The organism is Stenotrophomonas sp. S49 (assembly GCF_016624905.1).
Taxonomy (GTDB): domain Bacteria; phylum Pseudomonadota; class Gammaproteobacteria; order Xanthomonadales; family Xanthomonadaceae; genus Stenotrophomonas.
Genome location: NZ_JACVUD010000069.1, coordinates 1 through 24,025, shown reverse-complemented (window position 1 = coordinate 24,025; position 24,025 = coordinate 1). Strand labels below are relative to the sequence as shown.

Here is a 24,025-nt window from a genome sequence, read left to right as displayed (position 1 = left end):
TGAACCTGCCCGGGATGGGGTCAGAGCCCCTGCGGGGATCCGCCCCCGGGGGGGGGGGCCCCCCCCCGGGGGGGGCCCCCCCCCCGTCTCCCCGTTTCGCCGAACACTGCGTCCATCGGCCGGTTCTGCGACAATGCGGCACTGCGCCATGCGGGCGCCTGTTGTGGAGATCGACCCATGCTGCTGATCGGCGTTGCCGGCACTGAACTGAACGCCCAGGAACGCGACTGGCTGCAGCACGATGCCGTGGCCGGGGTGGTGCTGTTCAAGCGCAACTTCGCCTCGCGCCAGCAGGTGACCGATCTGACCGCCGCCATCCGCGCCGCCGCACCGCGCCCGCAGCTGCTCTGCGTGGACCAGGAAGGCGGCCGCGTGCAGCGCTTCCGCGAGGGCTACAGCGAACTGCCGCCGCTGCAGGACATCGGCGCCCTTTACGCGCGTGATCCGCAGCAGGCGCTGGCCCTGGCCGAACAGCACGCCTGGCTGATGGCCAGTGAAGTGCGCGCCAGCGGCCTGGACCTCAGCTTCGCCCCGGTGGTGGATCTGGCCCGTGGCAACCGCGCCATCGGCAACCGCGCCTTCAGCGAAGACCCGCAGGTGGTCGCCGCCTTCACTGCCGCCTATGTGCGCGGCATGCATGCGGTGGGCATGGCCGCCACGCTCAAGCATTTCCCCGGCCACGGCACCGTGCTGGAAGACACCCACGTCGATACCGCCATCGACCCGCGCGCGCTGGACGAACTGCGCGCGCAGGACCTGGTGCCGTTCGGCGCCGGCATTGCCGCCGGTGCCGATGCGGTGATGATGGCCCACGTGATCTACCCGCAGGTGGCGCCTGAGCCGGCCGGCTATTCGCCGCGCTGGATCCAGGACATCCTGCGCGGTGAGCTGGGCTTCCGCGGCGTGGTGTTCTCCGATGACATCGGCATGGCCGCCTCGCACAGCGCCGGTGGCGTGCCGGCACGCGTGCATGCCCACCTGGATGCCGGCTGCGACGTGGTGCTGGTCTGCCACCCCGAGCTGGTCGATGAAGCCCTGCACGCCGTGCAGGGCCGTTCACTGAATACCGCCGCGCTGCTGGGCCTGCTTGGCCGCGGCGCACTTGGCTGGGACGGCCTGCTGGCCGATGCCCGCCATGGCACCACCCAATCCCATCTGCTGCAAACCCTTGGAAGAACCGTCTGATGCCGAACCTCACCATTTCCCAGGCCCTGGCCCAGGCTGACCTGCTGGTCGACCGCCCCACCATCGACAAGGCCATTGCCAGCATCGCCGACGCCATCGCGCGCGACTACAAGGGCGAGGTGCCGCTGTTCCTGTCCATCATGCACGGCGCACTGCCGTTCGCCGGCCAGCTGGCACTGGAACTGGGCGCGCGCGGCCAGGACGTGCAGTTCGATTACCTGCACGCCACCCGCTACCGCGGTGAAACCACCGGCGGCGACCTGGTCTGGAAGCACAAGCCGGCCACCTCGCTGTTCGGCCGCCGCGTGCTGCTGGTGGACGACATCCTGGACGAGGGCTACACCCTGCAGGGCGTGCGCACGTGGTGCCTGGAACAGGGCGCCACCGACGTGCGCATTGCTGCCATGACCGTGAAGAAGCACGACCGCGCGCTGCCGGACGTCACCGCCGATTACGCCGGCATCGAGCTGCCGGACCGTTACGTGTTCGGCTTCGGCATGGATGTGAACGAGACCCTGCGCTGCGTGCCGGCCATCTATGCCATGAAGGAGTGACGGCGCGGCCGTCCGCGGCCGGTCCCACCCTGTCGCCGGCGCCCTCGGGTGCCGGCGTTCGTCTTTTTCTGGAGTGATTCCCATGCAACAGATTGCCCTGGCCGTGATCGGCGGTACCGGTGTCTACAACCTGGCCAAGCTGGACGATGTGCAGACCCACGAGGTCGAGACCCGCTTCGGTCGTCCGTCGGGCCCGGTGCGCGTCGGCACCCTGCTGGGCCACCGCGTGGCCTTCCTGGCCCGCCACGGTGAGGGCCATTCGCTGCCGCCGCACAAGATCAACTACCGCGCCAACCTGGCCGCGCTGCAGCAGATCGGCGCGCAGCGCGTGCTGGCGCTGAACACGGTGGGCGGCATCGGCGACGATTTCGGTCCGCGCGTGCTGGCCTGTCCAGACCAGGTAATCGATTACACGTGGGGTCGTATCAGCACGATCTGCGAAGAAGACGGTACCGACGTGGTCCACGTCGATTTCGGTCATCCGTACACGCCGATGCTGCGCAGCAAGATCCTGGCGGCGGCGAAAGTGACCGGGGTGAAGGTGTACGACGGCGGCTGCTACGGCGCCACCCAGGGGCCGCGCCTGGAAACCATTGCTGAAATCGCCCGCATGCGCCGCGATGGCTGCGATCTGGTGGGCATGACTGGCATGCCCGAAGCTGCGCTGGCACGGGAGCTGGGGCTGGATTACGCCTGCCTGGCGATCGTGGCCAACTGGGCCGCCGGCTGTGGCGACGGCGAGGAGATCACCATGGCCGAAGTGCTGGCAAACGTGCAGGCCGCCAGCAACGGACTTCCGGAACTGGTAGGCGAATTGGCGCGGGGGTGATTGTCATCCTCGGGCAAGCTTTGCATACTCAGCCGGTACGCGGGTTCAGCGTACACCACCCATTCATTGCAAAGGTCTCGCATTAACATGCCGAACGGTACCGTCAAGTGGTTCAACGACGCCAAGGGATTTGGCTTCATCTCGCCGGAGGATGGCAGCGCCGACGTGTTCGCGCACTTCTCCGCCATCAACTCCAAGGGCTTCCGCAGCCTGCAGGAAGGCCAGCGTGTCACCTATGACGTGACCCAGGGCCCGAAGGGTGCCCAGGCTTCGAACATTACGCCGGCCGAGTGATCCACTCGACAGTGCGTTGAAAACCCCGCTCCGGCGGGGTTTTTTTTTGCGCAGGGCAACGGCGGGCGGGGATTGCGTGTGGCTGACGGAACGGCAGGCGCTCCGGCGTCGGCCAGTAGATCCACGCCATGCGTGGATGCCGTCGCCGGTTCCCTTCGCCATTGGCGATCCGCCTCGGGCACAATGCAGGCATGACGGAACGACTGCGCATTGCCGTGATCGGCTACGGCACCGCTGGCCAGGCATTGGCCATCCTGCTCACCCGTGATGGCCACGAGGTGGAGATCTTCGAACGCGTGCCCACGCCCGGCCCGGTAGGGGCCGGCTTCCTGCTGCAGCCCAGTGGCCTGCAGGTGCTGTGGCAGATGGGCCTGCTAGACGCCGTGCGCGCACACGCCGCGCCGGTGCACCGCCTGTACGGCGATACGCCCTGCGAACGCGCGGTGATGGACATGGGCTATGCCGGTCTGGATGCACGCCTGCACGGACTGGGCATGCAGCGCGGCGCGCTGTTCTCGTTGCTGGAAGATGCGCGCGAGGGCGCCGGCCACCTGCACGTGGGCACCGCCATCGAGGCGGTGGACAGCGCGCAGGGGCGCGTGCGCGATGTGCAGGGGCGCTGGCACGGCCCGTTCGACCTGGTGGTGGCCGCCGATGGTGCGGCATCCACCCTGCGCGGCAGTGTAGAAGGCGGCACCGCGCTGGACCGGGTGTACCCGTGGGGTGCGCTGTGGTGCCTGCTGCCGGCCGAAGACTGGCCGCACATGCAGGAGCTGCGGCAGCGCTACGTCGCGGCGCGCAAGATGATCGGCCTGCTGCCGGTGGGCACCCGCCCCGGTGATGCCACACCGCGCCTGAGCTTCTTCTGGAGCCTGCCGCGTGACGATTTCGAGCGCTGGCAGCAGGACGGCATGGCGCCCTGGCTGCAGGAACTGCATGCCCTGTGGCCGCAGGCCAGCGCGCGCTTCGCGCACCTGGTCGATGCCGGCCAGCTGGCACGCGCGGTGTACCGCGATGCGGTGATGAAGCGCTGGCACCATGGCCGCCTGGTGCTGGCCGGTGATGCCGCACATTCGATGAGCCCGCAGCTGGGGCAGGGCGTGAACATGGCCCTGATCGATGCACTGGCGCTGCGCGATGCGCTGCGCAGCAACCGTGGCGAAGCGGCGCTGCAGGCCTACCAGGCACAGCGGCGCGCGCATGTGGCGGTGTACCAGCGCTGGAGCCGCTGGCTGACGCCGCTGTTCCAGTCCAATGGCGATCTATGGGCGCATGCGCGCGACGTGCTGCTTGGCCCGATGGGGCGCATGCCGGGCGGGCGCGGGCACATGCTGCGCGTGCTCAGCGGCACCCAGCACGGCTGGTTCGGCGCACTGGCGCTGGATCCGGGCTTCATCGCCGCGCTGGCCGAAGCGCCGCGTGCGGCTGCGAGCAGCAGTGCGATCGCCGCTGCCGTGAACGTGCCCGTCACCTGAACTAACGAACATCTCACCCCGGTTGTGCGAGAACAGCTGTGCACGCGCACGCCGCGTCGCCCGTTTTCCTTTCCGTGATCGAACACTCCGTGATCGAACTTCGCGCATGGCCCGGGCGGCCGCGCCGTCGCGGCCTGCTGCGGCCCCGATGCGCCGCACGTTCGAAGGAGGATGCCATGTTGTTCGCGGTCCACGAGCTGGAATCGGAAATCTGCAAACTGCGCGGTCTGCTGCAGATGCTGCACGAAGACCAGCCCGACGTGCTGGAGGATGTCTTTGAATTCCACGTGGGTAGCCTGATCAGCCACGCGGGCGCCGAACACCATGGCTACATCCGCACCTGTGCGCAGGAAATGCTGGCGGCGGTGCGTGCGCTGCCGCGCCACGTCGGCAACAGCGAGCCGACGTTTCGATTGATGCCCGACATGCTGGCACGCCCGGCCTAAGCCTGGCGGGGCGGTACCGGCACCAGGCTGCCTTCCACACAGGCAATGCGCTGTTCGTCGCGCGCGGGCTGTATCACGACGCCCGCGGTGAACGCGGAAAACGCGGGCAGCACGGTGATTCCCGGGCGCAGCCAGAATGCTGGAAAGCGCCGGCGCAGCGCCGGCAGGGCGATCTGCGGATGCAGGTGGCCGGCAATCACCCAGGCGCCGGCTTCGGGCTGTGGTTCGTGGCGCAGCACGATATCCCCCAGTCGCACCTGATCATGCAGCTGCACGCGCAGCGCCGCTGCGGCAAGCTGGCGGTCGTGGTTGCCACGGATCACATGCACGTCCAGGCCCGCTTGCTGCTCGCGCCAGGCCAGCCATTGCGCCAGCCACGCCGTGCGGTGCAGCGGGCCGTGCAACATATCGCCCAGGATCCACAGTTCGCGGCACGCGTGCTGCTGCACAAGTGCCTGCAGCCGTTGCAGGTCGCCCTGGGTGCCGCCGGTGGGCAAGGCGATGCCGGCGCGGCGGAACACATCGGCCTTGCCCAGGTGCAGGTCGGCAATCAGCAGGGCCTGCCGGGCCGGCCACAGCAGTGCACGCGCGCCGAGCAGGCGCAGCGTCTGCGCGCCCAGCTGCATGGCCAGCTCAGTGGTCATGGCGGCGTTCCAGCTGTTGCGCGGCGCGTTGCACGCGGGTACGCCAGTCTTCGTTGCTGAACTGGCCGCGCAGGCGCTCGGCCCACAGCGGAAAACCCAGCGGCGTGAGTGAGGCCGGCTGCTGCAGCGACACCGTCTGCCTGCCAATGCGTGCCAGCGCCTGCTGCAGCCCGGGCAGATCCAATGCATCCTGCAGCACTTCCTGCTCGGCCAGGGCCAGCAGCATGTGCTCGGGGTCGTGTTGGCGCAGCACGTCATGCAGCAGGCCCGCAGAGGCCTGCAACTGGCGCAGCGAGCGCGGCATGCCGCCGGGCAGGCTGGGCACCAGCAGTCCGGCCACGCGCGCGATGCCACGGAACTGGCGGCGTGCCAGCTCGCCCAGGTTCACAGCCGCGCGCAGATCGTCCAGCAGCCCGTCGCCGGTGAACAACGCATGCCACGCCTGCGCATCCAGGGTGATCGGCTGTGCCGGTGCCAGCACCAGGCCATGATCGTTCACCGCATAGCCAATGCTGTTGCGCTGCAGCCGCGTGCAGCGCAGTGACAGCAGCGCGGCCAGTGCTTCATGCACGTGGCGCCCGGCGAACGGGTAGACGAACACGAACTGGCCCTCGCGGCGGCGCACGTCCTCCATCAGCAGCTGAGCCGGCGAAGGCCGCGCGGACACGCGTGCCTGCAGCGCCAGCAGCGGCGCCAGCCACGTTGATTCGGCGCTGTCATCACTTCCGGAGAGCACCGACAGCAACGCCTGCCCCAGTGGCATCGACAAGGGCAGCTGGCCGCCCTGCCAGCGCGGCACGCTGCCGTCGCCGCGCACACGCGCCAACCGCACATAGGCGGTCATGTCGCGCAGCTGCACCAGCTCCAGCAGGCGCCCGGCGAACTGGAAGCGGTCCCCCGGGCGCAGGCGCCCTGCGAACTGTTCTTCCACCGAACCCAGGCTGCCGCCGCGCAGGAACTGCACGCGCACGCTGCCATCGCTGCTGATGGTGCCGATCGACAGGCGGTGGCGCAGGGCCTGGCGGCGATCGGGTACCCGGTAGGTGCCGCTGTCATCGACCTGCACCTTGTGGAAATCCGGATACTGCGACAGCGCCCGGCCGCCCTGCACGATGAAGTCCAGCACGGCCTGCCACTGCGCATCGGTCAGATCGGCAAAGGCATGGGTGCGTCGAACCTGGGCCAGCAGCACATCGGCCTGGAAGCCGCCGGCCAGCGCGCAGCTCACCGCGTGCTGGGCCAGCACGTCCAGCGACAGGACCCGTGGACGGCGTGCTTCCACCACGTTCTCGCGCAGCGCGTTGCGTGCTGCCGCGAATTCGGCCACTTCCAGCGCATGGCTGGGAATGCAGGTGATGCGGCCACTGGCGCCGGGGCGATGGCGTGCGCGGCCGGCGCGCTGGCGCAAGCGCGCCACGCCCTTGGGGCTGCCCAGCTGCAGCACCTGGTCCACTTCCGGGAAATCCACGCCCAGGTCCAGGCTGGAGGTGGCCACCACGCAGCGCAGGCTGCCTGCACGCAGGCCGTCTTCCACCTGCTGGCGCAGGGTCGGGTCCAGCGAGCCGTGGTGCAGGGCCAGGGTGGTGGCGTCTTCCGGCCACACCGCGGCCAGCGCCTGGTGCCACAGTTCGGCCTGCGCGCGGGTGTTGGTGAACAGCAGGGTGCTGCGTGCGCCCTGGATGGCCTGCAGGACCCGCGGCAACTGCACCAGGCCCAGGTGGCCGGCCCACGGAAACCGTTCGCCGGCCGGCGGCAGCAGGGTCTGCACTTGCACCGGTCGCTGCCGCGCGCCTTCCACCAGCGGCGCGTCGGGCTGGTCGGGCAGCAGCACCTGCCGCGCCTGCTGCAGGTTGCCCAGCGTGGCCGACAGCCCCCACAGCTGCAGGCGGGGGCTGGCGTCGCGCAGCCGTGCCAGGTTCAGCTGCAGCAGCACGCCACGCTTGCTGCCCAGCAGTTCATGCCACTCATCCACCACCACGCAGCGCAGGTGCTGCATGCGCGGCAGCGTATCGGCATGGCTCAACAACAGCGCCAGCGATTCGGGCGTGGTCACCAGCACATCCACGCGCCCCTCGCGCGCCTGGCGCCGCTCGCGGTTGCTGGCATCGCCACTGCGCAGGCCGACCTTCCAGCCCAGGCCAATGCCATCGATGACCGTCTGCAGCGCGCGCGCGGTATCGCTGGCCAGTGCGCGCAGCGGGGTGACCCACAGCACCTGCAGCGGACGCACAGCGCTGGCCCGCGCCGGCGCCGGTGGTGGATCGATCAAGGCCTGCAGCAGGGGCCCGCCGAACATCGCCAAGGTCTTGCCGCTGCCGGTGGGCGTGTGCAGCAGGCCCGATTCGCCCGCCAGGTAGTGCCGCCACATCGCGCGCTGGAACGGCAGCGGGCGCCAGCCGCGCGCGGCGAACCACGCCTGCAGGCGCTGCAGGGCCTGCGCACGGGTCATCGCGCCAGTGCCTGCAGGGTGTGTAGCTGGTCGGCCTCGCCGGCGGGCTTGTCGTGGCGCCAGCGCAGGATGCGCGGGAAGCGCACCGCGATGCCCGACTTGTGCCGGCTGCTGCGGTTCACCGCTTCGAATCCCAGCTCGAATACCTGCACGGCGTCGACGCTGCGCACCGGGCCGAAGCGCTCGCGGGTGTGCGCGCGGATCCAGCGGTCCAGCGCCAGGATCTCCTTGTCGTCCAGGCCCGAATAGGCCTTGGCCACCGGTACCAGCGCGTCACCGTCCCACACCCCGAAGGTGTAGTCGGTGTACAGGGTGCTACGCCGCCCATGGCCGGCCTGCGCGTACAGCAGCACGGCGTCGATGGTGAGCGGCTCGATCTTCCACTTCCACCAGTCGCCGCGGCGGCGCCCGGCCTGATAGACCGAATCGCGGCGCTTGATCATCAGGCCTTCCACGCCGCGTTCTCGGGCACCGTCACGCAGGCGCGCGGCCTCGGCCCAGTCCTCTGCGAGTACCGGTGGCGAGAGCTGCAGGCGAGGAGCGGCCAGTGCATCGAGCAGCTGCGCCAGCTGTGCGCGGCGTTCGTGCAGCGGCAGCGCGCGAAGATCCTGGCCATCGCGTTCCAGCAGGTCGTAGGCCAGCACGCGCACCGGCGTGTTGCGCAGGGTGGCGGCACCGGGTTTGCGGCGCTGGATGCGGGTCTGCAGGGCGGTGAAGGCACGCGGCAGGTCATCGGCGCTGTCCCAGGCCAGCAGCTCGCCGTCGATCACGCAGCCATCGGGCAGGCCGGCGGCGGCCTGTTCGATTTCGGGGAAGCGACCATCCAGCCGCTCTTCGCCGCGCGACCACAGGGCCACCTCGCCATTCCGGCGCAGCAGCTGCAGGCGGATGCCGTCCCACTTCCATTCCAGCAACCAGTCATCCAGCGCGCCCAGCCGCTCGTCCGGCGCGCCCTCCAGCGGCGAGGCCAGGAAGAACGGGTAGGGCTGCTGGCGGTCGGTGGGCAGTTCGTCTGGCGACAGCAGCTGCGCCAGCGCGGCGGGCGAGGGCACCCACTCACCCAGCATGCGCTGGGCAATGCGGGCGATGTCCAGCCCCGACCATTCGGCCAGCGCCTGCTGCACCAATCGCTGCGATACGCCTACGCGCAGGGCGCCGGTCAGCAGCTTGTTGAACACCAGGCGTTCGGCGGCGGGCAGTTGCTGCCAGCCCTGCAGCACGGCGGCATGGCGTACCGCCTCGTCCTGGTTGGCCACGGCCAGCAGATGCTGTTCGATCCAGTCGGCCAGGGCCCGTTCGGGGGCGGGCGTTGCCGGGTCATCCAGCAGCAGGGCCAGCGTTTCGGCCAGGTCGCCCACCTGCGCATAGCTGTCTTCCACCAGCCAGGCCGGAAGCCCTGACGACTCGGTGATCCAGCGGCGCAGCTCGCCGCTGGCGGCTACCTTGCGGCGCGCGCCGCCCACCTTGCCACCGCTCAGCAGGTACAGCGCCCAGGCGGCATCGCGTGGAGGTGCCGTGCGGAAGTAGTCGACCAGCGCGGCCCGCTTGTCCAGCGTTGCGGTGCTGCGGTCCAGGCGCTGGTAGAGCGCGGCGAAGGCCTTCATTCCTCGGCCCCGAAATCGGTGCGGAAGGCCTCGGCGGCCACGCCGCGCTCGCGCAGGAAGGGAATCAGCGCATCGGTGTTGCCGTGGGTGGCGATGATGCGACGCGCGCCGGTCTGTTCGATGGTCTGCAGCAGCGCCGGCCAGTCGGCGTGGTCGGAAATGACGAAGCCGCGGTCAACATTGCGCCGTCGCCGGTTGCCGCGCAGCTGCATCCAGCCCGACGCGAACGCCAACTGGTGACGGCCGAAGCGGCGCAGCCAGGGCGTGCCTGCCGCCGACGGCGGGGCCAGGATCAGCTGCCCGGCCGCATCCGGGGTACGCCCCTGTTCGGCCACGGTCACCGTGTCCAGCATGTCCACCCCGGCCTGGCGGTAGACCGCCACGCCATTGGCGATGGCCCCGTGCAGCCACGCTGGCTGGTCGTCCAGCGGCAGCAGTTCGGCCAGCACGCGCTGGGCCTTGCCAAGGGCATAGCACAGCAGCACCGCCGCTTCCCCGCGCGCGGCGCATTCGCGTCGCCAGGCCACGATGTCGGCGGCCACATCGGCGGTGTGCGGCCAGCGGTAGATGGGCAGGGCGAAGGTGGCTTCGCTGATGAAGGTATCGCAGGGCACGATCTCGAACGGCGTGCAGGTGGGATCGTGCTGGCGCTTGTAATCGCCCGATGCCACCCAGACCTGACGCCCATCGTCGATGCGGACCTGGGTCGACCCCAGCACATGCCCCGCCGGGTGCAGCGATACCTGCACCCGGCCCAGCGAAAAGGGCGTGCCTTCGGCATGCGCGTGCAGCGGCACATCGCCCAAGCGCCAGCGCAGGATCGGCACGCTGCCGGTGCTGCAGTGGTACTCGCCCATGCCCGGGCGCGCGTGGTCACCATGGCCATGGGTGATGACCGCGCGCGGCACCGGCCGCCACGGGTCGATGTGGAAATCGCCGGCGGCGCAGTACAGCCCTTCTGGCCGCAATACCACCAGATCTTCGTTGTCGCTCATGTGCCCACTCTGGCGCGGCGCTCGTGCAGGCGGTGAGAACCGCGCTGAACGGGCGCTGGCCGGACGATGCGGCACAATCGAGGGGCTCCTTTTCCGCAACGGGAAGCAATGGATGAACGGACCGGGCTTCAGCAGCAACGTTCCCTACGAAACGCACGTGGTGCTGAACCAGCCACCACCGTTCGCCGGGCGGCAGTTATGGACCGACGATGTCGCGCTGGTGGACGCAGTGCAACGTGAGGGCGGCGGTGCCTTCGCACCGCGCCTGGCGGTGTATGGCGCACTGGCCGGCGATGAGCTGTACCGCCTGGGGTTCGATGCCAACCGCGACCGGCCGCGCCTGCGCACGCACGATGCGCAGGGGCACCGCATCGATCTGGTGGAGTTCCATCCGGCGTACCACCAGCTGATGGGCACGGCCAAGCAGCACGGCGTGGCCGGGCTGTCCTGGCACGAACCGCAACCGGGCGCACACGTGGCGCGCGCGGCGCTGAGCTACCTGCATCACCAGGCCGAAGCGGGCACCAGTTGCCCGCTCACCATGACCCACGCCGCGGTGGCGGTGCTGCGCTCGCAGCCGCACCTGGCCGAATGGGCACGCAAGGCGGCCGCGCCGGTCTACGATTCGCGCGATGTGCCGGTGGCCGACAAGGCCGGCATCACCTTGGGCATGGGCATGACCGAAAAGCAGGGCGGTTCGGACGTGCGTGCCAACAGCACCCACGCCGAGCCGATCGACGGCGAGCGTTATCGCTTGTCGGGCCACAAGTGGTTCTTCTCCGCGCCGATGAGCGATGGCTTCCTGGTACTGGCACAGGCCCCCGGTGGGCTGACCTGCCTGCTGATGCCACGCCGCCTGGCCGATGGTGACCGCAACGCGTTCCGGCTGATGCGCTTGAAGGACAAGCTGGGCGACTGGGCCAATGCGTCCAGCGAAGTGGAGTTCTGCGGTGCACAGGCCTGGCGCGTGGGCGAGGAAGGGCGCGGAGTGGCCACCATCATCGGCATGGTGATGATGACCCGGCTGGACTGCATGCTGGGCGCGGCGGCGGAAATGCGCATGGCCCTGGCCCAGGCGCTGCACCATGCACGGCACCGGCGCGCGTTCGGCAAACCGCTGGTGGACCATGCGCTGATGACCAACGTGCTGGCCGATCTGGCGCTGGAATCGGAGGCGGCCACGGTGCTGGCCATGCGCATCGCCCGCGCGGTGGATCGCGCCGGCATCGATCCGGCAGAAGCCGCGCTGGCGCGGGTGGGCACGGCGCTGGGCAAGTACTGGCTGTGCAAGCGCGCCCCGGCCTTCGTCAACGAGGCGCAGGAATGCCTGGGCGGCGCTGGCTACGTGGAAGAGTCGATGCTGCCGCGCCTGTACCGGCAGGCGCCGTTGAATTCGATCTGGGAAGGCAGTGGCAACATCCAGTGCCTGGACGTGCTGCGCGCGCTGGCGCGTGAGCCCGAAACAATGGCCGCCCTGCAACAGGAACTGCAGGCGGCGGCCGATGCCGACCTGCGCTACTCGCAGGCGCTGCAGCGCTGGGAAGAATCACCCGGGTTCGATGAGGGGCAGGCACGCGCCTTCTGCGAGCGCACGGCGCTGCTGCTGCAGGCCGCCGTGCTGTTGCGGGCGGAAAGCCCCATGGCCGACGCCTTCATCCGCAGCCGCTTGCAGGGCGAGCATGGCCTGGCCCTGGGGACCTTGCCGCCGGGGCTGGAGCTGGGCGAGATGCTGGCGCGCGCCCTGCCGTAACGTCGCCGGGCCCGAACAGGCCCGGCGACAGGGTCAGGCTCAGTGCTTGGCTTCTTCGTGGGCGGCGTTGGCCTTCGCGTCATCTGCGACATCGCGGGCCTTGTCGGCCACCTTCTGCGCGGCATCGGCGGTGGCGTCGCTGGCGTGCGCGGCAGCATCGCTGGCCGCAGCCTTGGCCTGGTCGGCGGCGTTGGCGGTCGCATCGGCGGCCTTGTCCAGCGCCTGCTGGGTATCGGCGGCGGCCTGCTCTGAAGCCGCGGCGGTCTTGTCAGCGGCTTCGCGGGTGGCCGCGGCGGCCTGGTCCACGGCATCACGCGCGGCGGCGCCGGCGCTGTCGGCGGCCTGCGCGGCATCCTGGCGGGCCTGTTCGGCTTCCGGGCCCTTGCAGGCGGCCAGGGCCAGCACCAGCGAGGCGGCCAGCAGGGAAGTGGTCAGCGTGCGGATCTTCATGGCGGTCTCCGGTACAGCGATGGATGGGGACGCCAGCCTATTCAGGCCCCTGTGAAGGCCCGGTCGCGAGGCCAACAGCGGTATTCAGGCAAAGAAAAAGCCGCTGGCGAACCAGCGGCTTTTCCAGAACAGCGTGAAGAAAGAAGTTATTACTTCTTGGCTTCTTCAGCAGCGTCCTTGGCCTGCTCGGCGGTGGCTTCACCGGCCTTGGCAGCGTCGGCAGCAGCGCCGGCAGCAGCGTCGGTGGCAGCAGCGCCAGCCTGGGCAGCAGCGTCGGTCGAAGCGTCGGCAGCGGTGGCGGCGGTGTCAGCGGCCTGCTGGGCAGCGTCGGCGGTCTGGGCGCCGGCAGCGGCGGCCTGGTCGGCAGCAGCCTGGGCTTCGGTGGCGGCTTCGTTGGCCGAAGCAGCGGCGTCCTGGGCAGCTTCCTGCTTCGAGCAGGCGGCCAGGGCCAGGGCCAGGGACATAGCGACCAGCAGCTTGTTGATGCTCATTGTGTGAATCCTCGTCGTTAGATTAGGCAACGCGCAACTGCGCGCCGACAACATGATGACAAGCCAAGATTGGGTGTCAAGCGCTCCCGCATTCATTTTTGCGAAATCGCCGTTAATTCCTTTCAGATCAACTCGATGGCGATTGCCGTCGCTTCGCCGCCGCCGATGCACAGGGTAGCGATGCCGCGCTTGCCGCCGCGCGTGCGCAAGGCGTTGACCAGGGTGACCACCAGACGTGCGCCCGAGGCGCCGATCGGATGGCCCAGTGCGCAGGCGCCGCCATTCACGTTGAGCTTGTCGTGGCTGATGCCCAGTTCACGCATGGGGGCCATCGCCACCACGGCAAAGGCTTCGTTCACTTCGAACAGGTCGACCTGGTCCAGGCTCCAGCCGGTCTTCGCCAGCAGGGCGTGGATCGCGCCGATCGGCGCGGTGGTGAACCACTCCGGCTCCTGCGAATGGGTGGCGTGGCCGACGATGCGCGCCAGCGGGGTGATGCCGCGCGCGGCTGCATCCTCTTCGGCCAGCAGGACCACGGCAGCGGCGCCGTCGGAAATGCTGGAGGAACTGGCGGCGGTCACGCTGCCATCCTTCTTGAACGCCGGGCGCAGGGTCGGAATCTTGGCGATGTCCGAACGGCCGGGCTGCTCGTCGCTGGCGAACTCGACCTCACCCTTGCGGGTGGCCACCTTCACCGCGACGATTTCATCGGCGAATGCGCCATTGGCCTGCGCGGCCTGCGCACGGCGCACCGATTCGATGGAATAGGCGTCCTGCTCCTCGCGGGTGAACTGGTACTTGTCCACCGCGCATTCGGCGAATTCACCCATGGCCTTGCCGTCGTAGGCATTGACCAGGCCGTCGTGGGCCATGTGGTCCACCGCCTGGAAGTTGCCGAAGCGGTTGCCGGTGCGCGAGTTGGGCAGCATGTGCGGGGCGTTGGACATCGATTCCATGCCGCCGGCCACCACCACCTTGGCCGAACCGGCCTTGATCAGGTCGTGGCCCAGCATGATGGTCTTCATGCCCGAGCCGCAGACCTTGTTCAGGGTGGTCGCGCCGGCCGACAGCGGAATGCCGGCGGCGATGGCGGCCTGGCGGGCGGGGGCCTGGCCCAGGTTGGCCGACAGCACGCAGCCCATCAGGACTTCGGAAACGTCGCTGGCCGGTACCCCGGACTGCTCAAGGGCGGCGGCGATGGCGGCCGCGCCGAGGGTCGGGGTGGGCACGCCGTTGAACTGGCCCAGGAAGGAGCCAATGGCGGTGCGCTTGGCGGCGGCGATGACGATGTTGGACATGGCAATCTCGTTGATGCGTGAGCAATGTTCGGAAAGGAGACGGCGGGCGTTGGAAGCGGCGCCATTTCCCGGCAGACTGCGTGGGGGTCGGCCCAGTATAGAGGGTCGGCGGTAGCTGCCGCTGGCAGCACTGGATGCCTGCAAGGGGTTGCGGCAGGCCAACGTTCATGGGAAGGAAACGATGGAACGTAAGACGATGGGCAGGTCGGTTCTGGCTTCGGCGCTGGTCGCCGCGCTGAGCGCATGTGGCGGTGGCGGTAGCAATGTACGCATCGACCCGCCGCCACATGCGCTCAGCGCGGCGACCAGCGCCGAAGCCCACCACACCCACCCCGGCCAAGCCGACCGAGCCGGCGGTGAACGCGCACCTGGTGCAGACCAACGCCCTTGCCGCGCAGTCGGCCGGTCTGACCGGCAAGGGCGTGCGCATCGGCATCGTCGATTCCGGCGTGAAGCGCGACACGGCCGCGCTCAATGGCCGCGTGCTGGCCAACCTCAACTACATCGATCCGGCACGCAACAATCTGAACGTGGACGACGTGGTCGGCCACGGCACCGCGGTGGCCAGCCTGGCCGCCGGTGCAACCGTGGGCGTCTGGCCCGGCGGCATCGCACCGGGGGCGCAGATTGTCTCGGCGCGAATCATTTCCGACACATCGCCCACCGATGACGGAAGTGGCCAGGGCAACTCCTTCAGCGGCCCGCTGGGCGTGGCCGGCATCCACCAGGACCTGATCAGCTACGGCGTGAAGATCATGAACAACTCCTGGGGCGGGTTGTACTGGACCGATCTGGCCACCACCGCGCAGGTGGCGGCCGAGTACCGCCCCTTCATCATGAGCAACGGCGGCCTGGTGGTGTTCGCCTCGGGCAACGAGGGCCGCGACCAGCCCAGCAGCGTGGCGGCACTGCCCAGCCAGCGCGGCGTGGGCGGTTCGCTGCCGGCGGCCGATCTGGAAAAGGGCTGGCTGGTAGCCACTGCCATCGATCCCAACAAGCCCGGCGAACGCACCAGCTGGGCCAACGCCTGTGGCGATGCGGCGCGTTACTGCCTGACCGCACCGGGCAGCGCGGTGTTCCCCGAGCGCAATGGCAACGGCTACCAGTGGAATTACGGCACGTCGTTCGCCGCGCCGCTGGTGTCAGGCGCGGCCGCGCTGGTCTGGGAACGCTTCCCGTACTTCGACAATGACCTGGTGCGGCAGACCCTGCTGGGCACGGCCACCGACATCGGCGCGCCAGGCGTGGACGCCATCTACGGCTACGGCCTGCTGAATGTCGGCAAGGCCGTGAACGGCCCGGCGCGCTTCGACTGGGGCAATACCACCGTCAACGTCTCGCAGCTGGGCCTGAATTCGATCTGGAGCAACAACATCACCGGCAGCGGCGGCCTGGTCAAACAGGGCGAAGGCTCGCTGGGTCTGTCCGGCACCAACACCTACAGCGGCGACACCCGCATCGAACGCGGCACGCTGGCGCTGCGCGACGGCGCGTCCATCACTTCCAACGTGGTGATCACCGCGCAGGCGGCAAGCCCCAATGCGGCCGCGCTGCAGTTCATGACCGGCACCACCCGGGTCAAGGGCAACGTGGACAACGCGGCGATGGTGATCGTGCGCGATGCCAACAGCAGCGCCACCATCGAAGGCAACTACCTGCACCGCGACGGCGCGCGGTTGATGATCTCGCTCGGTTCCAGCCCACTTGCCATCACCGGCAGGGCCACCCTGCAGGGTGGCGACGTGCACGTGTCCAGTGTCGTCAGCGGCTACGTGCCGGCTGCCGGCCGCACCCAGACCGTGCTGCAGGCCGGTCAGGGCGTCAGCGGCATGTTCAACGCGGTCAGCAACAGCCTCAACGCGGGCAGCCTGCTGGATGCATGGCTCAGCTATGGCAGCAACGACGTCACCCTGAACATCGACCGGGTCAACGTGGTCAGCGCGGCATCGGCGGCCGGCCTGGGCGCCAGTACCCAGGCCTCGGCCTCGCGCGTGGAACGCGCGTTCGAAGCGCTCGACGATGGGACCGACGTCACCGGCGTGTTCGCCCAGGGCGCAGGCGCGCTGCAGGGCGTGCAGGGCAACCTGGCGCTGCAGCAGAGCCTGGACAGCCTGTCCGGCAAGGCGCATGCGCTGGCTACGGCGGCCACCTTCGACAGCATCGATCTGGGCCGCCGCGCGCTGTCCGCCCGCTTCGGCCAGGTGCAGGGCGCACCGCGCCTGGCCGGTGCCTGGCAGAACGCGCTGGGCGAAGCCGGCCAGGGCAGCTTCTCGGCCAGCGGCGCCGACACCCATGGCTGGATGATGGGCCAGGACACCGCACTGGGCAGCAACGGCGTGCTGGGCTTTGCCTTCGGTGAAACGCGCAGCTTCGGCAATCGCGCCTGGGGCAGCGATCGCGGCCGCGACCGGCAGTCGCAGGCGCAGCTGTACGCCGGCTGGAATGCCGGCGGTGCGTATGCGCTGGGCCAGCTGGGTGCCGGCCAGTTCAACCGCGAGATCGATCGCCAGCTGCTGCTGGGGGCCGGTCAGTACGGGGTCAACGCCCGCTACGGTGGCAACTTCAGCACGGCCAGCGTGGAGGCCGGTTATCGCTTCGGCTGGGCCGGTGCCTCGCTGACCCCGTACCTGGGCGCCGACTACACCCGCGTGGACAGCGATCGCTTCAGCGAACAGGGTGGCCTGGGCTTCGGCCTGCGCAGCGCAGGCGACGCCAGCAGCCGCAGCCAGGCACTGGCCGGTGTGCGCGCCGAGCGCCAGTGGCGCAACTGGGCGCTGCGTGGCTACGCCGAATGGCAGCAGCAGTTGTCCAGCCAGGGCATGGATGCGCAGGCCAGCTTCGTCGGCATCGATGCCTGGGCGCCGATGGCCGGGTTGCAGCCGATGCGCTCCGGTGGCCTGCTGGGTCTGTCGGTGGAATCGTGGCTGAGCCGCAACAGCCGCCTCAGCTTCGGTTACGACCAGCGCTTCGGCCCGCGCGGCGAACTGAGCCAGGTCGCACTGCGCTACAGCGCCGCGTTCTGACGCGGTGTTGGGTGATCACGCCCGGCAGGCTGCCGGGCGTGGCCAGCGTCCATCAACCGCCGCGCAGGTTGCCCAGGCGCGGGGTGCTGCGGCCCAGCGGCATCTTCAGCTTGCCGATGGACTGGATGCGCGCTTCGGCAATGCGGTCGGCCGCGCGCTGCGGCGCGATGTTCTCGCGCTGCGACAGTTCGAAGATGCGCGTCAGGTTGTGGTAGATGCTGCGGATCAGGCGCATCGCCCGTTCGCGGTTGTAGCCGTCGATTTCCAGCGACACATTCATCACGCCGCCGGCGTTCACCGCGTAATCCGGTGCGTACAGGATGCCGCGGGCGTGCAGCTCATCGCCGATGTCCAGGCTGGACAGCTGGTTGTTGGCGGTGCCGCAGATGATCTTCGCCTTGATCCGCGGCAGGGTGTCGGCATTGATCGCCCCTTCCAGCGCACACGGGGCGAACACGTCGGCGTTCACTTCGTGGATCTCATCGGGCTTGACCGCTTCGGCGCCGAAATCGCTGACCGCACGATCCACCAGCGCGCTGTCCAGGTCGGTCACGTAGAGCTTGGCGCCGCGGTCACGCAGCAGCTTCACCAGTTCCATGCCGATGTGGCCCAGGCCCTGCACGGCAATGCTGGTCTTGCCCACTTCTTCGTGCCCGAACTTGAAACGCAGTGCCGCCATCAGCGCCTGCAGCGCGCCATAGGCGGTGAACGGGGCCGGGTCGCCAGAACCGCCATGGACCTGGTGCACGCCGGTCACGAACTGGCTTTCCAGGTAGATGTTCTCCATGTCGTTCACATCGGTGCCGACATCTTCGGCGGTGATGTAGCGGCCGCCCAGGGAGTCGACGTAGCGGCCGAACGCGCGGAACAGCACCTCGGTCTTGTCCACCTTCGGGTCGCCGATGATCACCGCCTTGCCGCCGCCCACGTTCAGGCCGGCCAGGGCGTTCTTGTAGGTCATGGTGCGGCTGAGCCGCAGCACGTCGTTCAAGGCCTCGTCGGTGCTGGCGTAGGGGCGCATGCGCACGCCGCCCAGGGCCGGGCCCAGGGTGGTGTTGTGAATGGCGATGATCGCCTTCAGGCCGGCATCCTGGCTGTGGCAGAACACCACCTGCTCATGACCGGTGGTGGCGAGGGTTTCGAATAGCATGGCGTCTCCGATGGCGCGATCAGCGGCGAACTGCAGCGAACTGCCAATGAACGGTAGGGTCCCAAAACAAAAAAAGCGACGTCGTCATGGCTGGGGGACGGGTCGCGCGGCGCCATTCTAGTCCATTCGCCCGGCCGATGCCGTGCACGGCCGGGGCGGCTGCATTAAAGAAGATGAAAGCGCGGCCGATGCTGCGACGACGGCAGGTCGCCGAATGTGAAGAAGGCGCGGGTGCAGGCAGTGGCAGCAGCAGTGCAACAACACGGCGGGCGCCGGTGAGGCCGGTCTGGTGGCAGGCCATGACGGCCTGGCTGGCGGGCAGGCGCGCGGCCACGCCGGTGCGCGGGGCCGAATCGTTTGTCCGGCCGGCCGCCGGTCCTTTGCCGGGCGAGCCGCTGGCCGCCGGCGACATCGCCGCGCACCTGCAGCGCAGCCTGCATGCGCTCGCCCTTTCCCCGCATCTGGTGGGCGAACCGGCGGGGGAGGGCAGCTCGCCACTGGCCGAGGCGGTGGACCGCGCCCTGCAGGACCGCGACTGGGCCACCCGGCAGCTGCCGCGCCGCCCGCAACTGCTGCCGCAGCTGATCCAGACCGTCAACGACGATGCCGCGTCGGCGCGGGTGATGGCCGCCATCATCGGCCAGGACCCGGTGCTGACCGGCAACCTGCTGCGCATTGCCAACAGCCCGGCCTACAAGGTGCACGAACGGCCGGTGGAAAGCCTGCAGCGCGCGGTCGCCCTGGTCGGTACCGAAGGGGTGCGGCAGATCATCAGCGCCGTGCTGGTACAGCCGGTCATGCAGGTGCAGTGCGATGTCTTCCCGCAGTTCAGCACCATCATCTGGGAACACGCGCTGCTGGCCTCGCGCGCCGCGGCCGACCACGCGCGCACCGTCACCTTCGGCGATGCGTTCGCCGCGCAGTGGCTGGGGCTGGTGCAGGGGCTGGGCGCGGCGCTGGTGATGCGGCAGGTGCTGCAGGAAGCGCAGGGCCGCGGCAGCACGGTGGATGCGGCGCTGGCACTGAACCTGCTGCAGCGCTGGTCCTTGCCGCTGGCGCAACGCGTGGCCGCCGCCTGGGACCTGCCCGAACCGGTGCACCAGGCGCTGGCCGCCGATGCGCAGGGGCCGCTGGCCGACAGCCTGCGCCTGGGCAGTGCGGCGGCCGCGGCCAGCCTGCTGTGCCGGCATGGCCATGGCAGCCAGGTACGCATGCAGGCCCTGCTGGAACAGCTGCCTTCGGCGCCGCCGCACGCGCTGCGCTGGATCTGGCGACGCCTGCACGGGCGCGCGGTGGAAACGCTGGATGAAGCCGGCGCCGAGGGCAGTGGGGCGCCCGTGCCGTAAGCGCTACAGCTGCGATTCCACCGGCAGCCAGCTGATCACCCGCGCGGTCCAGCGTTTGCCCAGTGAACTGCCGGGCTCGCGCCCTACCCAGTGCGGCGGCGGCTGCCGCTCCAGCCAGCGCAGCTCGTTGCCGGCGCCCAGCGCCAGCCACCAGCTGTGCTGCGGGTCGGCCAGCCGCAGGTACTCTTGGCGCAGGCGCGCGCCCAGCACGGGATCGTCGAACAGCACGCCCATTTCCGTGTTCAGGTAGGCCGAGCGCGGGTCGAGGTTGAACGATCCGACGAAGCCGCGGCGGTCGTCGACGACGAAGGCCTTGGTATGCAGGCTGGCGCCACTGCTGCCGAACAGGCTGCTGTCGCCCGGCTCGCCGTGCGCCTTCAGTTCGTACAGCTGCACGCCGGCCCGCAGCAACGGCACGCGGTAGCCCATGTAGCCGCCGTGCACCGCGGCCACATCGTTGGCGGCCAGCGAGTTGGTCACCACGCCCACCTGCACACCGCGTGCGGCCATGGCCGACAGACCCTGCAGGCCTTCGGCACCGGGCACGAAGTAGGGCGAGACCAGCAGCGCGCCGTGCTGGGCGGACTGCAACTGCGCGGCCAGCGCGGTCACCAGCCAACCCTGGCGTGCATCGTCGCGGTGTTTCATTGGCGGATCGGACAGGATGCGCACCTGGGCGCTCCAGTGCAGGGGCTCGGGGCCGGGCTGGCGCAGCGCACGCGAGCTGGCCACGCGCTGCAGGTAGGGACGGCTGCTGTCATGCAGTGCATCGCGGTCGGACTGCTGCAGCAGCACGCGCAGCTGCGCCTGGCTGTAGTGCGCCAGCGCGCTGATCGGAACGGCGGCGTCGCTGTTCCAGTACGCATCGAAGATGGCGCTGGCCTGCTGCACGGCGGGGCCGGCCACGACCAGGTCCAGGTCCTGGAAGTTCACATCGTCGCGCGCGCTGAAGTATTCCTCGCCGATGTTGCGGCCGCCGACGATGGCCACGCGGCCATCGGCGATCCAGCTCTTGTTGTGCATGCGGTGGTTCACGCTGAAGGCGCGCTGCACCAGTTCCAGCGTACGGGCGATGCCGCTGCGGTTGCGGAATGGGTTGTACAGGCGGATCTCGATGTTCGGGTGCGCATCGAGCGCCAGCATCAGCGCGTCCTTGTCCTTGGCATTCATGTCATCCAGCAGCAGGCGCACCCGCACGCCGCGCGCGGCGGCGTCGTGCAGCGCCTTGGCCATCAGGTGGCCCACCCGGTCGTCGTGCCAGATGTAGTACTGCAGGTCCAGGCTGCGGCCGGCCTGTTCGGTTATGACGGCGCGCGCGGCGAAGGCATCCAGTCCATCGCTGAGGAAGGCCACGCCGGATTGGTCGGGGTGGGCGGCCAGCAGCGGCGCCAGCTGGCGATCGATCGCCGTCTGCGCCGGCTGCAGTGGCAGCACCTGCGATGCGGGCCCGCGTGAGCTGGGGGTGAGATGGTCGGCCAGCAGCAGGCCCGACAACACCAGCAGCACCAGCGCAGCAATGATGATGGCGACGATACGCAGCAGTCTCATGCCACCATGCTAGTGGATCCACGCCCTGCGTGGATGGCGCTTTGTGGGGTCAGAGCCCTTGCCCGCGGCACGGCATCCGACCCCGTGGCGGGCTCAGAAGCGCTCGTCGCTGCCCAGGTAGCGCCACTGCCCCGGCACCAGCGGCCCCAGCGCCACGCGGCCGATGCGCAGCCGGCGCACCGCCGTCACCTGCAGCCCGGCAGCGGTCACCGCCACGCGCAGGCCTTTGGCGGTCAGGCCCTTGCCGGCAAAGCGCAGGCGTTGCTCGCTCTGCCAGCTGACCTTGGGCCCGCCGGCTTCCTGCTGCAGGCGCGCCAGCAGCCACGGGCCACGTTCGGGGCCGCCTTCGGCCACATCCACCAGGTATTCCTGCTCGGTGCGGCCCAGGTTGCGCTGCAGGTGGGCCAGCGTGGCCGGGTCCTGGCTGACTACTACCAGGCCGCTGTCGGCGGCCGGCAGTGCGGCGGCCAGTTGCAGGCCGTGGAAGTGGCGCTGCAGGGCGCGGGTGCCGCTGGCATCCAGTTCGCTGCGCGTCGCGCTGCTGACCAGTGCGCACAATGCCTCGGCCGCCATGCCCGCCGGCTTGTGCAGCAGCATGCTCACCCGTTCGGCCTTTTCATCGCTGGCCTGCTCGGCCACCACGATCACCGCGTCCTCATCCACCGGGCGCTGCGGCTGTTCCACCACTTCGCCGTTCACGGTCACCCAGCCACCTTCCACATAGCGCCGCGCTTCCCCGCGCGGGATGCCGAGCAGGGCGGACAGGCGTTTGTCGAGGCGGATCGGTTCCATGGCGGGCAGGTCGGTCAGGGGGCGCGCAGTGTAGCTGGTGCGGCCGGTCAGCGCTGGCTGCGGTTGGCCAGCTCGGTCAGGTACAGGCGGGTGTCGAACTCCAGCTGCAGGTAATCCGGCTCCATGTGCTGGCAGAGCTGGTAGAAGGCCTTGTTGTGGTCGGCTTCCTTCAGGTGCGCCAGCTCATGCACCACGATCATGCGCAGGAACGCGGCCGGGGCCTGGCGGAACACGGTGGCGATGCGGATCTCGCGACTGGCCTTGAGGCGACCGCCGTGCACGCGGGAGATGGCGGTATGCGTGCCCAGTGCGTGCTTGATCACTTCCAGGGTGTTGTCGTAGCAGACCTTGTTGAGCGGCACCGACTTGCGCAGGTAGCGGTCCTTCAGTTCCTGTGTGTAGTCGTACAACTGGCGGTCGCTGCGCACCTCGTGCGGATCGGGGTAGCGCTGCTGCAGCCAGGGGCCGAGCTTGCCCTGGGCCAGCAGTTCGCTGATCTGGGCCACCAGGGGCTCGGGATAACCGGTGAGGTACTTCAGGACAGCCATGCAGGGGCGGCGGGGCGTCGGTAGAATGGGGCTTCCAAGATTACACGCGGTACCGACCGACCATGGCAAAGCCCAACGCGCTGCAGGAACAATTGCTCAAGGCCGGCCTGGCCAAGAAGTCGCAGGCCAGTGCTGCCGCGCGTGAACAGGCCAAGGCGCGGCAGGGCAAGGCGGAATCGGCCTCGGCCGAGGTGCAGCGCGAAGCTGAACGCGCGCGCGCCGAGAAGGTCGAACGCGACCGCGCCCTGGCGGCCGAGCGCAATGCCCAGGCCCGCCAGGCTGAACAGAAGGCGCAGGCCAAGCAGATCATCACGGCCCACGCGGTGCCGCACAAGGGTGATGACGAGTATCGCTTCAGCGATGGCGCGGCGATCCGCACGCTGCTGATCGACCCCAAGCTGCGCAAGGCGCTGTCGGTGGGCGTGCTGGTCATCGTCGCCCACGGCGAGGGCTACGCCCTGCTGCCGCGTGCCGCTGCCGAGAAGGTGCGCGAGCGTGCGCCGGAGGCGATCATCGTCGACCACGGCCAGCCGGGCTCGACCGCCGAGATTTCCACCGGCAACGCCGAGGACGACGCCTACTACGCCCAGTTCCAGGTGCCGGACGATCTGGTCTGGTAGGGCGCGGCTGAACCGGCCGCCAGCACGCCGGGCGGGGCCCGGTGCTGCCGATTGCAGTCACGGGTACGGTCCCCATATCAGGGATGTACCTGACAGTTGCGGAGGTGAGTGATGGCCACCGGTTGGGCGGGCGACGGCGCGGTCCAGGACCAGATCGACGCCACCGTTGACGATGCTATTGCCCGTGCGCGGCGCCAGCTGCGCCAGGGGCCGGGTCTGGAACACTGTGAAGAATGCGACGCGCCGATTCCGCTGGCGCGGCGCCAGGCCGTGCCCGGTGTTCGCCTGTGCGTGGCGTGCCAGCAGGCGCTGGACGACGAAGAACAGGCACACGCCGGCTACAACCGCCGCGGCAGCAAGGACAGCCAGTTGCGGTGAGGGGGTTTTTGCAGGGCTGCGGCCTGCACCTGCTCAATGCAACGTCAACGTCAACGTCAACGTCAAAAGCGGCATTCCGTGGGATGGCGGGGCGGTGTCGGATTGCGGGGACGCCGCAAGTACGTCCTTGTAGGCTTGGCAGCCGCATCCATGCGG

21 protein-coding genes and 1 pseudogene are annotated in these 24,025 nt (G+C 69.4%); 11 read left to right on the top strand and 11 right to left on the bottom strand.

Features of this window, described 5'->3' with window-relative positions; genetic code table 11:
* Positions 1-177 precede the first annotated feature (177 nt).
* The 6 genes from nagZ to IAE58_RS14390 all read left to right on the top strand — a co-directional run bounded on the left by nagZ (position 178) and on the right by IAE58_RS14390 (position 4,783).
* Positions 178-1,185, top strand: coding sequence for a beta-N-acetylhexosaminidase (nagZ, locus tag IAE58_RS14415; protein WP_199933977.1), 1,008 nt, complete (start codon positions 178-180; stop codon positions 1,183-1,185).
* Entirely contained in the window at positions 1,185-1,739 is a 555-nt protein-coding gene (locus IAE58_RS14410) for a hypoxanthine-guanine phosphoribosyltransferase (protein WP_108753796.1), read from the top strand. The genes nagZ and IAE58_RS14410 overlap by 1 nt, the downstream gene beginning before the upstream one ends.
* Before the next feature lie 82 nt (positions 1,740-1,821).
* The gene (locus tag IAE58_RS14405) at positions 1,822-2,568 is read left to right on the top strand and encodes an S-methyl-5'-thioinosine phosphorylase (RefSeq protein WP_199933978.1); all 747 of its coding nucleotides are present in this window, start codon (positions 1,822-1,824) and stop codon (positions 2,566-2,568) included.
* An 87-nt stretch (positions 2,569-2,655) separates the two neighbouring features.
* A complete protein-coding gene (locus tag IAE58_RS14400; RefSeq protein ID WP_005410590.1) occupies positions 2,656-2,862 on the top strand; it encodes a cold-shock protein in 207 nt (68 codons plus the stop codon).
* A gap of 191 nt (positions 2,863-3,053) precedes the next feature.
* On the top strand, positions 3,054-4,337 hold the full coding sequence (locus tag IAE58_RS14395; protein ID WP_199933979.1) for an NAD(P)/FAD-dependent oxidoreductase: 1,284 nt from the start codon (positions 3,054-3,056) through the stop codon (positions 4,335-4,337).
* A 176-nt stretch (positions 4,338-4,513) separates the two neighbouring features.
* Positions 4,514-4,783 (top strand): hypothetical protein, encoded by a 270-nt coding sequence (locus IAE58_RS14390; RefSeq protein WP_108753794.1) that lies wholly within the window; start codon positions 4,514-4,516, stop codon positions 4,781-4,783.
* Here IAE58_RS14390 and pdeM read toward each other — a convergent pair.
* The 4 genes from pdeM to IAE58_RS14370 are packed head-to-tail and all read right to left on the bottom strand — an operon-like array spanning position 4,780 to position 10,475.
* The gene (pdeM, locus tag IAE58_RS14385) at positions 4,780-5,427 is read right to left on the bottom strand and encodes a ligase-associated DNA damage response endonuclease PdeM (protein ID WP_199933980.1); all 648 of its coding nucleotides are present in this window, start codon (positions 5,425-5,427) and stop codon (positions 4,780-4,782) included. The genes IAE58_RS14390 and pdeM overlap by 4 nt on opposite strands.
* Positions 5,417-7,876 carry a ligase-associated DNA damage response DEXH box helicase gene (locus IAE58_RS14380; RefSeq protein WP_199933981.1) on the bottom strand — a complete coding sequence of 820 codons (2,460 nt, stop codon included), beginning with the start codon at positions 7,874-7,876 and terminating at the stop codon, positions 5,417-5,419. Before IAE58_RS14380 ends, pdeM begins: the two co-directional genes overlap by 11 nt.
* The gene (locus IAE58_RS14375; protein ID WP_199933982.1) at positions 7,873-9,480 is read right to left on the bottom strand and encodes an ATP-dependent DNA ligase; all 1,608 of its coding nucleotides are present in this window, start codon (positions 9,478-9,480) and stop codon (positions 7,873-7,875) included. Before IAE58_RS14375 ends, IAE58_RS14380 begins: the two co-directional genes overlap by 4 nt.
* Complete coding sequence (locus IAE58_RS14370; protein ID WP_199933983.1) at positions 9,477-10,475, bottom strand: ligase-associated DNA damage response exonuclease; 999 nt, start codon at positions 10,473-10,475, stop codon at positions 9,477-9,479. The genes IAE58_RS14375 and IAE58_RS14370 overlap by 4 nt, the downstream gene beginning before the upstream one ends.
* Before the next feature lie 112 nt (positions 10,476-10,587).
* Here IAE58_RS14370 and IAE58_RS14365 point away from each other — a divergent pair, with 112 nt between their 5' ends.
* Positions 10,588-12,225 (top strand): acyl-CoA dehydrogenase family protein, encoded by a 1,638-nt coding sequence (locus IAE58_RS14365; protein WP_199933984.1) that lies wholly within the window; start codon positions 10,588-10,590, stop codon positions 12,223-12,225.
* A 39-nt stretch (positions 12,226-12,264) separates the two neighbouring features.
* On the opposite strand, the gene IAE58_RS14360 is transcribed toward IAE58_RS14365, so the two are convergent.
* The 3 genes from IAE58_RS14360 to IAE58_RS14350 all read right to left on the bottom strand — a co-directional run bounded on the left by IAE58_RS14360 (position 12,265) and on the right by IAE58_RS14350 (position 14,464).
* A complete protein-coding gene (locus tag IAE58_RS14360) occupies positions 12,265-12,675 on the bottom strand; it encodes a hypothetical protein (protein WP_199933985.1) in 411 nt (136 codons plus the stop codon).
* A gap of 149 nt (positions 12,676-12,824) precedes the next feature.
* Entirely contained in the window at positions 12,825-13,166 is a 342-nt protein-coding gene (locus tag IAE58_RS14355; protein ID WP_108750689.1) for a hypothetical protein, read from the bottom strand.
* 122 nt (positions 13,167-13,288) lie between these two features.
* Positions 13,289-14,464: an acetyl-CoA C-acyltransferase gene (locus tag IAE58_RS14350; RefSeq protein ID WP_199933986.1), complete on the bottom strand. Its 1,176-nt coding sequence runs from the start codon at positions 14,462-14,464 to the stop codon at positions 13,289-13,291.
* 181 nt (positions 14,465-14,645) lie between these two features.
* On the opposite strand from IAE58_RS14350, the pseudogene IAE58_RS14345 reads away from it, so the two are divergent.
* Positions 14,646-17,487 (top strand): annotated as a pseudogene (locus tag IAE58_RS14345) (S8 family serine peptidase).
* 52 nt (positions 17,488-17,539) lie between these two features.
* Here the strand turns inward: IAE58_RS14345 and IAE58_RS14340 are convergent.
* Positions 17,540-18,637: a Glu/Leu/Phe/Val dehydrogenase dimerization domain-containing protein gene (locus IAE58_RS14340; RefSeq protein ID WP_108753786.1), complete on the bottom strand. Its 1,098-nt coding sequence runs from the start codon at positions 18,635-18,637 to the stop codon at positions 17,540-17,542.
* 275 nt (positions 18,638-18,912) lie between these two features.
* Here IAE58_RS14340 and IAE58_RS14335 point away from each other — a divergent pair, with 275 nt between their 5' ends.
* Positions 18,913-19,983 (top strand): HDOD domain-containing protein, encoded by a 1,071-nt coding sequence (locus IAE58_RS14335; RefSeq protein WP_199933988.1) that lies wholly within the window; start codon positions 18,913-18,915, stop codon positions 19,981-19,983.
* Between the two features lie 3 nt (positions 19,984-19,986).
* Here IAE58_RS14335 and IAE58_RS14330 read toward each other — a convergent pair whose 3' ends face one another.
* The 3 genes from IAE58_RS14330 to IAE58_RS14320 form a co-directional block, all read right to left on the bottom strand.
* Positions 19,987-21,531, bottom strand: a complete 1,545-nt coding sequence (locus IAE58_RS14330; RefSeq protein WP_199933989.1) for a phospholipase D family protein — start codon at positions 21,529-21,531, stop codon at positions 19,987-19,989.
* A gap of 93 nt (positions 21,532-21,624) precedes the next feature.
* On the bottom strand, positions 21,625-22,323 hold the full coding sequence (locus IAE58_RS14325; protein ID WP_108750683.1) for an RNA pseudouridine synthase: 699 nt from the start codon (positions 22,321-22,323) through the stop codon (positions 21,625-21,627).
* 47 nt (positions 22,324-22,370) lie between these two features.
* Positions 22,371-22,871 (bottom strand): M48 family metallopeptidase, encoded by a 501-nt coding sequence (locus IAE58_RS14320; RefSeq protein WP_199933990.1) that lies wholly within the window; start codon positions 22,869-22,871, stop codon positions 22,371-22,373.
* 62 nt (positions 22,872-22,933) lie between these two features.
* Between IAE58_RS14320 and IAE58_RS14315 the strand changes: the two genes are divergently transcribed.
* Together IAE58_RS14315 and IAE58_RS14310 are read left to right on the top strand one after the other, a co-directional pair.
* Positions 22,934-23,491 carry a DUF2058 domain-containing protein gene (locus tag IAE58_RS14315; RefSeq protein ID WP_108750681.1) on the top strand — a complete coding sequence of 186 codons (558 nt, stop codon included), beginning with the start codon at positions 22,934-22,936 and terminating at the stop codon, positions 23,489-23,491.
* Between the two features lie 111 nt (positions 23,492-23,602).
* The gene (locus IAE58_RS14310; RefSeq protein ID WP_108750680.1) at positions 23,603-23,869 is read left to right on the top strand and encodes a DksA/TraR family C4-type zinc finger protein; all 267 of its coding nucleotides are present in this window, start codon (positions 23,603-23,605) and stop codon (positions 23,867-23,869) included.
* Positions 23,870-24,025: the final 156 nt, after the last annotated feature.